Source organism: Azohydromonas sp., assembly GCF_035325925.1.
GTDB lineage: Bacteria > Pseudomonadota > Gammaproteobacteria > Burkholderiales > Burkholderiaceae_C > Calidifontimicrobium.
Genome location: NZ_DAOKZA010000072.1, coordinates 1 through 11,102, shown reverse-complemented (window position 1 = coordinate 11,102; position 11,102 = coordinate 1). Strand labels below are relative to the sequence as shown.

Here is an 11,102-nt window from a genome sequence, read left to right as displayed (position 1 = left end):
TGTCGCAGCGGGTGATCGCGCGCTACCACCTGCAGCCGCTCGGCGCCGACGAGGTCGAGCACTACGTGGCCCACCGGTTGCAGGCTTGCGGCCTGCAGGGGCCGCTGCCGTTCGATCGTGCGGCGCTGCGCCGCGTCGCCCGGCTCAGCCGCGGCATCCCGCGGCGCATCAACCTGCTGTGCGACCGCGCGTTGCTCGGCGCCTACGCGCTGGGCCGCACGAAGGTCGACCGCCGCATCGTCGACCGCGCCGCGGTGGAGGTCTTCGGGCGCGGCGACGACGGCACGCCGGGGCGGCGCGGCGTCGGGTGGGTCGCCGCCGGCGCGTCGGCCGCGGCGGCGTTGGTGGCGGGGGTCGGTTGGGTCGTCTGGTCGTCGTCGGCCGGGGTCGCGCAGCGGCCGACCGCCGCGTCGGCGGTCGACCCCGCCGCCTCGACGCCGGCGTGGACGGCGGCGGCATCGGCCGCATCGGCTGCAACGGCGGTCGCCGCCGCTTCGGCAGGCGGCACGGCCGTCGCGGCCTCGGGGTTGCCGGTGACGGTCGCGGCGGTGGTGGGCGAGCCGGCCGAGGCCGGGCTGGCGGCGTCGGTGCCGAGCGTCGAGGACACGATCGACGCGCTGCGCACCGCGCTGGCCGCGCCGGCCGTGAACGACGACGCTGCGTGGCGGTCGCTCGCCGCACGCTGGCGCGTGACCCTCGACGGCGGCGACCCCTGTGCCTCCGCGGCAGCGCAGCAGCTGCATTGCCACCGCGGTGCCGACGGCAGTGTGACGCTGCTGCGCCGGCTCGACCGGCCGTCGATCGTCGTGCTGCGCGACGAAGGCGGCCCGGCGCACGCGGCGCTGCTGACGGCGCTCGGCGCGCGGCAGGCGACGCTGCAGCTGGGCCCGTCGACGTTCGCTGTGCCGGTGCCGGTGCTGGCCGGGTTGTGGCAGGGTGACTTCGCGACGCTGTGGCGATCGCCGCCGGGTTATCGGGGTGTCGCGCTGAATCCGGCCGACGCGGCGGTGGCCGAGTGGCTCGCGCGACAGCTCGACCGCGCTGGCGCGGACGGCGGCGCCGCGGGGCAGCCGGTGCGCGAGCGGCTCAAAGGATTCCAGCGCGCCCAGGGGCTCGTCGACGACGGACTGGCGGGCCCGCTGACGCTGATGCAACTCAACCGCGCGGTCGGCGTCGACGAACCGCGGCTGGACCCCTGAACCGCGGCGGTTGGCGCCCGCGGGCTGACCCATGTCCTACATCCTCGATGCCTTGCGCCGCGCCGACGCCGAACGCGAACGCGGGCGTGCGCCCGACCTGCATGCCCAGCCGCGCCCTCGCGCCGACGAGGTCGGGCCGGCGCGCGTCCGACCGCTGGCCTGGCTGGCGGGCGGTCTGGTGGTCGGTGTCGTTGTCGCGGCGTGGTTCGTCGGCAGCGGGCGCGACGAAGGCGCGGCCCCTGCGCCCCCGGCGATCACGGGCGGGCCCGGACCCGGCGTGGCCGCGACGGCGCCTGCACTGCCCGCGGCGACGACTGCGGCCCCCGACGCGCCGACGCCGCCGGTCGCGCCGGTCGAGCCGCCGGGCGAATCGCGCCCGACCTCGCCGCCGCTGGCGTTGCCGCCGCTGCCGCGACCCGTCGTGCCGGACACGACGCCCGATCACGTCGCCGCGGCGCAGCGCGAGGCCCCGGGGGCCGACGCGCCGCCGGCGCTGCACGAGCTGCCGGAGTCGATCCGTCGCGAGCTGCCGCCGCTGCGTGTCGGCGGCTCGGTCCATTCCGAACAGCCGGCGGCACGGCTGCTGATCCTCGACGGGCGCGTGCTGCGCGAAGGCGAGCGGCTGCAGCCCGACCTCGTCGTCGAACGCATCGGCGCGCGCAGCGCCGTGCTGCGCTACCGCGACCGCGCGTTCACGCTCGCTTACTGAGGCGACGCCGGCGCGGCGTCGCACCAGCGGCGCACCGCGCACACGTCGCAGCGCGGCTTGCGCGCCAGGCACACGTAGCGGCCGTGCAGGATCAGCCAGTGGTGCGCGTGCCGGCGGTACGCCGCGGGAACGCGTTCGAGCAGCCGCTGCTCGACCTCGAGCGGGTTCCTGCCCGGGGCCAGCCCGGTGCGGTTGGCGACGCGGAAGATGTGCGTGTCCACCGCGATCGTCGGCTCGCCGAACGCCACGTTGAGCACCACGTTGGCGGTCTTGCGCCCGACGCCGGGCAGCGCTTCGAGCGCCTCGCGGGTGCGCGGCACCTGGCCGCCGTGGCGTTCGATCAGCAGCCGGCTGGTCTCGACGAGGTGCCTGGCCTTGTTGCGGTACAGCCCGATCGTGCGGATGTATCCGGCGACGCCGTCGACGCCCAGCGCGAGCATCCTTGCCGGCGTGTTGGCCACCGCGAACAGCCGGCGCGTCGCCTTGTTGACGCTCACGTCGGTGGCCTGCGCCGACAGCAGCACCGCGGCGAGCAGCTCGAAGGGGTTGCTGTACTCGAGTTCGCTCACCGGGTGCGGGTTGGCCGCGCGCAGCGTCGCGAAGAACGGCTCGACGTGCTCGGGTTTCACGGCGTGTCCTGTCGGCGCGCGCGGGCGCGGGCCAGCGCGGCCTCGACCACCGCACGCTTGCGCGCCAGTGCGTCGGGGTCGGCGAGCGTGCTGTGCTGGGCGAGGTCGTCGAGCTTGGCCTGGGCCTTCGCGGCCAGGCGCTCGTCGTTCTCGCGCTGCTCGCGCTCGACGCGCAGGCGATGGAGCGCGTAGCGCCCGCGCGCCTGCGCGGCCAGCGCGGGGCTCCAGGCGTCCCAGCCGGTGCGCTCGTCGACCGGCAGCATCGCGATGCAGTCGACCGGGCAGGCCGGCACGCACAGCTCGCAGCCGGTGCACTGCGCCTCGATCACGGTGTGCATGCGCTTGCTCGCGCCGGCGATGCAGTCCACCGGGCAGGCCTTGATGCACAGCGTGCAGCCGATGCACCAAGCCTCGTCGATCACCGCGACCGCGCGCGGGCCTTCGTGGCCGTGCGCCGGATCGAGCGGCAGCGTCGGCCGCCCGGTCAGCGTCGCGAGGCGGCGGATGCCCTCGGCGCCGCCGGGCGGGCAGCGGTTGATCGGCGCCTCGCCGGCGGCGATCGCGTCGGCGTAGTGCCGGCAGTCGGGGTAGCCGCAGCGCGTGCACTGCGTCTGCGGCAGCGCGGCGTCGATCGCTTCGGCGAGCGACGTGGGCATGGCGGTAGGCGATGTCACCGGCCGATTATCGGCCGCGACCGCCCGCAGGCCGGTTCAGCCGCCGCGCCGCTTGGCCGCGGGACGCGCCGCCGTCTTGGCGCGCGCGCCGCGGCCAGAGGCGGCCGGGGCCGCGGGCTTGCCGGCGCGCTTCGCGGCGGCAGGCATCATCGTCGCCGTCTTCGCCGCCGGGGATGCAGCGCGGCGGCGCGAGCGCAGCGGCGCGTCCGGCGCGACGTGCGGCGCGCCGGCGACCTCGACCGTCTTCAGCGGCTTGGGCACCGGGCCGGGGCGCACGCCGTTGAAGCTGGCGATGAAGTCGCGCACGCGTGGGTAGACCTTCTCGCGCCAGCGCCGACCCGAGAAGATGCCGTAGTGGCCCGCGCCCTCGACGTCGTAGTGGAACTGGTGCTCGACGGCGACGCCGGTGCACAGCGCATGCGCGGCCTTGGTCTGGCCCGCGCCCGAGATGTCGTCGAGTTCGCCTTCGACGGTGAGCAGCGCGGTGCCGCGGATGTCCTGCGGGCGCACCGGCCGGCCCTCGACGACCCAGGTGCCGTTGACCAGCGCGAAGTCCTGGAACACCGTCTTGATCGTGTCGAGGTAGTACTCGGCCGGCATGTCGAGCACGGCGTTGTACTCGTCGTAGAACTGGCGGTGCGCCTCGGCGTTGTCTCCGTCGCCGCGGATCAGGTCGAGGAAGTAGTCGTAGTGCGAGCTGACGTGCCGGTCCGGGTTCATCGCGACGAACCCGGTGTGCTGCAGGAAGCCCGGGTACACGGCGCGTCCGGCGCCGGGGTAATTCGGCGGCACGCGGTAGATCACGTTGGTCTCGAACCAGCCGTGGCTCTTGTTCAACGCGAGGTTGTTCACCGCGGTGGGCGACTTGCGCGCGTCGATCGGTCCGCCCATCATCGTCATCGTGCGCGGCGTGAACTCGCCGGCGCTGGCCATCAGCGACACCGCCGCGAGCACCGGCACGGTGGGCTGGCACACCGAGATCACGTGCACGTCGGGGCCGATGTGGCGAAGGAACTCCTGCACGTAGGCGATGTAGTCGTGCAGGTGGAACGGGCCCTGCTCGACCGGCACCATGCGCGCGTCGGTCCAGTCGGTGATGAACACCTTGTGGTCCTGCAGCAGGCTGCGCACGGTGTCGCGAAGCAGCGTGGCGTGGTGGCCCGACAGCGGCGCGACGACGAGCACGGTGGGCTGCGTCTTCATCGTCGCCAGCGCCTCGTGGTTGTCGCTGAAGCGCTTGAAGCGCAGCAGCCGGCAGAACGGCTTGGCGATCGCCACCTGCTCCTGCACCGCGACGTCGATGCCGCCGACGCGCGCGGTGGTGATGCCGAACGGCGGCTTCTCGTACTCCTTGGCCAGCCGGTGCAGCAGGTCGAAGCCGGCGGCCACGCGCTGCGACACCGGTGTGTGAGAGAACGGCGACAGCGGATGGTTGTACAGCTTGGCCGACGCGCTGGCGAATTCGGAGAACGGCGCCATCAGCGCGCGCTGGGTTTCGTAGAGTTGATAGAGCATCGGGGCCCTCGATTCGGTCGATGGCGGTTCGCCATCATGAGCATGCCGCGCTGATCGCGGGCCGACACGCCGCACACGATTTGTGATTTGTGCACCGCAGCATTCTGCTGCAATTTTCATGCTGCCGCGCAGCGACGCGCCCGCGGTAGCGAGAAAACACCGAGGCCGACGCGTCCAATGCGCCTGCACTGTCGCACTGGCGACAGATCGGGCGTTGCGGTGTCGCCTGCGCGACAGCGTGCCGCTGCGCCGGGCAGCGTCAGCCGCGCATCACCGTGGCGATCGCCGACGCCACCGTGTCAAGGTTGTGCTCGTTGAGCGCGGCCACGCAGATGCGGCCCGAGTCGACGCCGTAGATGCCGAACTCGCTGCGCAGGCGCTGCATCTGCGCCGCGCTCATGCCCGAGTAGCTGAACATGCCCTTCTGGCGCGTGATGTAGCCCAGGTCACCGCTCACGCCGGCGGTCTCGAGCTTCGTCTTCAGCGCCTCGCGCATCGCCTTGATGCGCTGGCGCATGCCGGCCAGTTCCTGCTCCCACTGCGCGCGCAGCGCCGGCGTCGTCAGCACGGTGGCCACCACCTGCGCGCCGTGGGTCGGCGGGTTGCTGTAGTTGGTGCGGATCACGATCTTCAGCTGGCTGAGCACGCGCGCCGCTTCGTCCTTGCTCTCGCACACCACGCTGAGCGCGCCGACGCGCTCGCCATACAGCGAGAAGCTCTTCGAGAACGACGTGGCGACGAAGAAGTCGATGCCGGCGGCCAGGAAGCGGCGCACCGCGGCGCCGTCCTCGGCGATGCCGTCGCCGAAGCCCTGGTACGCCATGTCGAGGAACGCGACGAGCCCGCGCGCCTTCACCGCGTCGACGACCTCGCCCCACTGCGCGGGGGTCAGGTCGGCGCCGGTCGGGTTGTGGCAGCAGGCGTGCAGCACGACGACGGTGCCCGCAGGCGCGGCGCGCAGCGCGGCGAGCATGGCGCCGAAGTTCACGCCGCGCGTCGCCGCGTCGTAGTACGGGTAGGTCTCGACGGTGAAGCCGGCGTTCGTGAACAGCGCGCGGTGGTTCTCCCAGCTCGGGTCGCTGATCAGCACCTTGGCGCCGGGGGCGACACGCTTGAGGAAGTCGGCACCGAGCTTCAGCCCGCCGGTGCCGCCGAGCGCCTGCACGGTGGCCACGCGCCCCGACGTGATCACCTCGCTATCGGCGCCGAAGACGAGCCCCTGCACCGCCCTGTCGTAGGCGGCGATGCCGTCGATCGGCAGGTAGCCGCGCGGCTTCGGTGCTTCCATCAGCTGCTTCTCGGCGGCGGCGACGCACTGCAGCAGCGGCAGCTTGCCGTTGTCGTCGGTGTACACGCCCACGCCGAGGTTGACCTTGTTCGGGCGGCTGTCGGCGGCGAACTGCTCGTTCAGGCCGAGGATCGGGTCGCGCGGGGCCAGTTCGACGGCGGCAAACAGGGACATGATGCTTCCAGGCAGGGCGGGTCGGGGCAGGGGCGCCGTCGCGGTGCGTCGGCTGCGTTAGGCTGTCGGGTTCGCCGCGGCCTTGACCGCGGCGACAGCGGCACCATTTTAGTGACTCCAGGGATTACCCGATGGCCGTACCGACCGCGACCGAGCTGCCCGTCGCCGACCCCCCGGCCGGCGAGTTCGTCTCGTTCCCCGACTCGCCGTTCCAGCTGTACAAGCCGTACCCGCCGGCCGGCGACCAGCCGGCCGCGATCGCGCAGCTCGTCGACGGCGTGCGCGACGGGTTGAGCTACCAGACGCTGCTCGGCGTCACCGGCTCGGGCAAGACGTTCACGATGGCCAACGTCATCGCTCGGCTGGGTCGCCCGGCGATCGTGTTCGCGCCAAACAAGACGCTGGCCGCGCAGCTGTACAGCGAGTTCCGCGAGTTCTTCCCGAAGAACGCCGTCGAGTACTTCGTCAGCTACTACGACTACTACCAGCCCGAGGCCTACGTGCCGCAGCGCGACCTGTTCATCGAGAAGGACAGTTCGATCAACGAGCACATCGAGCAGATGCGGCTGTCGGCGACGAAGAGCATCCTCGAGCGGCGCGACGTCGTCGTCGTCGCCACGGTCAGCGCGATCTACGGCATCGGCAAGCCCGAGGACTACACGCAGATGCGCTTCATCGCGCGCGTGGGCGACCGCATCGGCCAGCGCGAAGTGATCGCGCAGCTGATCCGCATGCAGTACACGCGCAACGAGACCGACTTCTCGCGCGGCACGTTCCGCGTGCGCGGCGAGCAGATCGACATCTTCCCGGCCGAACACAGCGAGCTGGCGATCCGCGTCGAGCTGTTCGACGACGAGATCGAGTCGCTCGCGCTGTTCGACCCGCTGACGGGGCGCATCCGGCAGAAGGTGCCGCGCTTCGTCGTCTACCCGTCGAGCCACTACGTGACGCCGCGCGAGCAGGTGCTGCGCGCGATCGACGGCATCAAGGCCGAGCTGCGCGAGCGCACCGCCGAGCTGGTCGCCGCCGGCAAGCTCGTCGAGGCGCAGCGGCTGGAGCAGCGCACGCGCTTCGACCTCGAGATGCTGCAGGAGGTCGGCCACTGCAAGGGCATCGAGAACTACACGCGCCACCTGTCGGGTGCGAAGCCCGGCGAGCCACCGCCGACGCTGGTCGACTACCTGCCCGGCGACGCGCTGATGTTCCTCGACGAGAGCCACGTGCTGATCGGCCAGCTCGGCGGCATGTACAACGGCGACCGCGCGCGCAAGACGACGCTCGTCGAATACGGCTTCCGGCTGCCCAGCGCGCTCGACAACCGGCCGCTGAAGTTCGAAGAGTTCGAGAACAAGATGCGCCAGGCGATCTTCGTCAGCGCGACGCCGGCGGCGTACGAGCAGCAGCACTCGGGGCAGGTCGTCGAGCAGGTCGTGCGCCCGACCGGGCTGGTCGACCCCGAGATCGAGGTGCGGCCGGCGACGACGCAGGTCGACGACGTGCTGCAGGAGATCCGCGAGCGCGTGAGTGTCGGCGAGCGCGTGCTGATCACGACGCTGACCAAGCGCATGGCCGAGCAGCTGACCGACTACCTCGCCGACAACGGCGTCAAGGTGCGCTACCTGCACAGCGACGTCGACACCGTCGAGCGCGTCGAGATCATCCGCGACCTGCGCCTGGGCGCCTTCGACGTGCTGGTCGGCATCAACCTGCTGCGCGAGGGCCTGGACATCCCGGAGGTCTCGCTGGTGGCGATCCTGGACGCCGACAAGGAAGGCTTCCTGCGCGCCGAGCGCAGCCTGATCCAGACCATCGGCCGCGCGGCGCGCAACGTGCGCGGCAGGGCGATCCTCTACGCCGACCAGATGACCGACTCGATGAAGCGCGCGATCGACGAGACCGAACGCCGGCGTGCGAAGCAGGTCGCCCACAACGCCGCGCACGGCATCGTCCCGCAGGGCATCCGCAAGCAGGTGCGCGATCTGATCGACGGCGTCGTCTCCGACAAGGCGGCCAGGGACGACCTGCAGCGCGCGCAGGCCGCCGCCGAGGTCGAGGCGCTGTCCGAAAAGGACCTGGGCAGGCGCATCAAGCTGCTCGAGCGGCAGATGCTCGAGCACGCGAAGAACCTCGAGTTCGAGAAGGCCGCGCGCATCCGTGACCAGCTCGCGCTGCTGCGCGAGCAGGCGTTCGGCGGACCGGGGCACGACGGCAACGTGGTGCCGCTGGTCGCGGGGGGCAAGTCGTGATCCGCTGGCCGCGGCGCGCTGCGCCGCCGCCCGACGCGATGCCACCCGACGACGCGGGCGACAAGCTGCGCGTGCTGTTCGTCTGCATGGGCAACATCTGCCGCTCGCCGACCGCCGAGGCGGTGCTGCGCGGCTTGGCGACGCGCCGCGGCCTGGCGCACCGCCTGGACGCCGACTCGGCGGGCACGCACGGCGCGCACGCCGGCGAACCGCCCGACGCGCGCGCGCAGGCGCACGGCGCGCGCCGCGGCTACGACCTCGCGCCGCTGCGCGCGCGTCGCGTGCAGACCGACGACTTCGAGCGCTTCGAGCTGGTGCTGGCGATGGACCGCGACAACCTGGCGCACCTGCGTTCGATCTGCCCGCCCGGCGGCGAGGCGAGGCTGCGCCTGCTGATGGAGTTCGCGCGCCGGCACGTGGTCGACGAGGTGCCGGACCCGTACTACGGGCCCGCCGACGGGTTCGAGCGTGTGCTCGACCTGATCGAGGACGCGTGCGACGGGTTGATCGACCATCTGTCCAGGACAAAACTGCCGACCTGACGGAACCCACCGCGCCAAACTCGACCAAAAGGGTCGGTTTCGGGTATACTTGACTGGAAAACTCGGGATAGTGCAGTGATCCCGACGCGGTGGGCCGGTGACCCCGGTCCGGGCGCATTCAGCCGTCGGGCGTCGACCACGCCCGCCCGCAGCCGCAGCAGGCGCGTCGACCGCGCGCCGTCCGGGTCAGCGATGCCGCAAGGCGAAAAGGAGCAGTTCGATGCGTCTCACCACCAAAGGCCGATTTGCCGTCACCGCGATGATCGACCTCGCCCTGCGGGCCCACTCGGGTCCGGTGGCGCTGGCGGCGATCAGCTCGCGCCAGCAGATCTCGCTGTCGTACCTGGAGCAGCTGTTCGGCAAGCTGCGCCGCCACGAGCTGGTCGAGAGCACACGCGGCCCCGGCGGCGGCTACTCGCTGGGCCGCAAGGCCGAGGACATCACCGTGGCCGACATCATCGTCGCCGTCGACGAGCCGATCGACGCCACCGGTTGCGGCGGCAAGGAGAGCTGCATGGGCGAGGACACCGGCAAGTGCATGACGCACGACCTGTGGACCAGCCTGAACGCGCGCATGATCGAATACCTCGACTCGATCACGCTGAAGAAACTCGTCGACGAGCAGCTCGCCAAGGGCATCTCGATCGAGGAGGCACCGGTCAAGCGCGCGATCTCGAGCGTGCCGGTGGTCAAGCCGATCAAGGTCACCGCGCCGAACTCGGTGTTCGCCCTCGGCGGCGCCGCATTGACGAAGTAAGGCACCTGCGCGCATGGACACCACGCCCCACTTCCCGATCTACATGGACTACGGCGCCACCAACCCGGTGGACCAGCGCGTGGTCGACGCGATGATCCCCTGGTTGCGCGAGCACTTCGGCAACCCCGCCTCGCGCAGCCACGCCTGGGGCTGGGAGGCCGAGGAGGCCGTCGAGAAGGCGCGCGCGCAGGTGGCCGAGCTGATCGGTGCCGACCCGCGCGAGATCGTCTGGACCTCGGGCGCCACCGAGAGCGACAACCTCGCGCTGAAGGGCGCGGCGCACTTCTACAAGACACGCGGCAAGCACATCGTCACCGTGAAGACCGAGCACAAGGCCGTGCTCGACACCTGCCGCGCGCTCGAGCGCGACGGCTTCGAGGTCACCTACCTCGACGTGCGCGAGGACGGTCTGCTCGACCTCGACCGCTTCAAGGACGCGCTGCGCCCCGACACGATCCTGGCCTCGGTCATGCTCGTCAACAACGAGATCGGCGTGATCCAGGACGTCGCGGCGATCGGCGCGCTGTGCCGCGAGCGCGGCATCATCTTCCACACCGACGCCGCGCAGGCCACCGGCAAGATGCCGATCGACGTCGGGTCGCTGCCGGTGGACCTGATGAGCCTGGCGTCGCACAAGACCTACGGGCCCAAGGGCATCGGCGCGCTGTACGTGCGGCGCAAGCCGCGCGTGCGCATCGAGGCGCAGATGCACGGCGGCGGCCACGAGCGCGGCATGCGCAGCGGCACGCTGCCCACGCACCAGATCGTCGGCATGGGCGAGGCGTTCCGCATCGCGAAGGACGAGATGGGCACCGAGCTCGAGCGCGTGCGCATGCTGCAGCAGCGGCTGCTGCGCGGCATCGCCGACATCGAGCAGGTCTACATCAACGGTCACCTCGAGCAGCGCGTGCCGCACAACGTGAACGCGTCGTTCAACTTCGTCGAGGGCGAGAGCCTGATCATGGGCATCAAGGGCGTCGCGGTGTCGTCGGGCTCGGCGTGCACCTCGGCGAGCCTCGAGCCGAGCTACGTGCTGCGCGCGCTCGGCCGCAGCGACGAACTCGCCCACTCGAGCCTGCGCATGACGATCGGCCGCTACACGACCGCCGAGGAGATCGACTACGTCGTCGCGACGCTGAAGGACCGCGTGGCCAAGCTGCGCGAGCTGTCGCCGCTGTGGGAGATGTACAAGGACGGCGTCGACCTGAGCACCATCCAGTGGGCCGCGCACTGACACGCCGGCCCGCCACGACACGAGGAGCAGCACCATGGCATACAGCGACAAGGTCATCGAGCACTACGAGAACCCGCGCAACGTCGGCTCGTTCGACAAGGGCGACGAGACGGTGGGCACCGGCATGGTCGGCGC

11 protein-coding genes are annotated in these 11,102 nt (G+C 71.6%); 7 read left to right on the top strand and 4 right to left on the bottom strand.

Annotation, left to right across the window (positions count from 1 at the left end):
• A partial coding sequence (locus PKC53_RS17585) for a peptidoglycan-binding protein (protein WP_324430985.1) occupies positions 1-1,199 on the top strand: 1,199 nt, incomplete at its 5' end.
• 31 nt (positions 1,200-1,230) lie between these two features.
• Positions 1,231-1,908, top strand: coding sequence for a general secretion pathway protein GspB (locus PKC53_RS17580; protein WP_324430983.1), 678 nt, complete (start codon positions 1,231-1,233; stop codon positions 1,906-1,908).
• Here the strand turns inward: PKC53_RS17580 and nth are convergent.
• The 4 genes from nth to PKC53_RS17560 form a co-directional block, all read right to left on the bottom strand.
• Complete coding sequence (nth, locus tag PKC53_RS17575; protein WP_324430981.1) at positions 1,902-2,537, bottom strand: endonuclease III; 636 nt, start codon at positions 2,535-2,537, stop codon at positions 1,902-1,904. The two genes, PKC53_RS17580 and nth, sit on opposite strands and share 7 nt — an antisense overlap.
• Positions 2,534-3,193, bottom strand: coding sequence for an electron transport complex subunit RsxB (rsxB, locus tag PKC53_RS17570; RefSeq protein WP_324430979.1), 660 nt, complete (start codon positions 3,191-3,193; stop codon positions 2,534-2,536). The genes nth and rsxB overlap by 4 nt, the downstream gene beginning before the upstream one ends.
• Positions 3,194-3,247: 54 nt before the next feature.
• A complete protein-coding gene (phaZ, locus tag PKC53_RS17565) occupies positions 3,248-4,726 on the bottom strand; it encodes a polyhydroxyalkanoate depolymerase (protein ID WP_324430977.1) in 1,479 nt (492 codons plus the stop codon).
• Positions 4,727-4,985: 259 nt separating this feature from the next.
• Positions 4,986-6,188 (bottom strand): amino acid aminotransferase, encoded by a 1,203-nt coding sequence (locus PKC53_RS17560; protein WP_324430975.1) that lies wholly within the window; start codon positions 6,186-6,188, stop codon positions 4,986-4,988.
• 131 nt (positions 6,189-6,319) lie between these two features.
• Here PKC53_RS17560 and uvrB point away from each other — a divergent pair, with 131 nt between their 5' ends.
• The 5 genes from uvrB to PKC53_RS17535 form a co-directional block, all read left to right on the top strand.
• Positions 6,320-8,434, top strand: coding sequence for an excinuclease ABC subunit UvrB (uvrB, locus tag PKC53_RS17555; RefSeq protein ID WP_324430973.1), 2,115 nt, complete (start codon positions 6,320-6,322; stop codon positions 8,432-8,434).
• Between the two features lie 38 nt (positions 8,435-8,472).
• The gene (locus PKC53_RS17550; RefSeq protein WP_324430971.1) at positions 8,473-8,976 is read left to right on the top strand and encodes a low molecular weight protein-tyrosine-phosphatase; all 504 of its coding nucleotides are present in this window, start codon (positions 8,473-8,475) and stop codon (positions 8,974-8,976) included.
• Between the two features lie 220 nt (positions 8,977-9,196).
• Positions 9,197-9,733, top strand: coding sequence for a Fe-S cluster assembly transcriptional regulator IscR (gene iscR / locus PKC53_RS17545; protein ID WP_324430969.1), 537 nt, complete (start codon positions 9,197-9,199; stop codon positions 9,731-9,733).
• Between the two features lie 13 nt (positions 9,734-9,746).
• The gene (locus PKC53_RS17540) at positions 9,747-10,967 is read left to right on the top strand and encodes an IscS subfamily cysteine desulfurase (RefSeq protein WP_324430967.1); all 1,221 of its coding nucleotides are present in this window, start codon (positions 9,747-9,749) and stop codon (positions 10,965-10,967) included.
• Between the two features lie 34 nt (positions 10,968-11,001).
• A partial coding sequence (locus PKC53_RS17535; RefSeq protein WP_324430987.1) for an iron-sulfur cluster assembly scaffold protein occupies positions 11,002-11,102 on the top strand: 101 nt, incomplete at its 3' end.

Coding starts and splice junctions, on each gene's coding strand:
- PKC53_RS17580 (WP_324430983.1), top strand. CDS start 1,231: ATGTCCTACATCCTCGATGCCTTGCGCCGCGCCGACGCCGAACGCGAA.
- rsxB (WP_324430979.1), bottom strand. CDS start 3,193: ATGCCCACGTCGCTCGCCGAAGCGATCGACGCCGCGCTGCCGCAGACG.
- phaZ (WP_324430977.1), bottom strand. CDS start 4,726: ATGCTCTATCAACTCTACGAAACCCAGCGCGCGCTGATGGCGCCGTTC.
- PKC53_RS17560 (WP_324430975.1), bottom strand. CDS start 6,188: ATGTCCCTGTTTGCCGCCGTCGAACTGGCCCCGCGCGACCCGATCCTC.
- uvrB (WP_324430973.1), top strand. CDS start 6,320: ATGGCCGTACCGACCGCGACCGAGCTGCCCGTCGCCGACCCCCCGGCC.
- PKC53_RS17550 (WP_324430971.1), top strand. CDS start 8,473: ATGCCACCCGACGACGCGGGCGACAAGCTGCGCGTGCTGTTCGTCTGC.
- iscR (WP_324430969.1), top strand. CDS start 9,197: ATGCGTCTCACCACCAAAGGCCGATTTGCCGTCACCGCGATGATCGAC.
- PKC53_RS17540 (WP_324430967.1), top strand. CDS start 9,747: ATGGACACCACGCCCCACTTCCCGATCTACATGGACTACGGCGCCACC.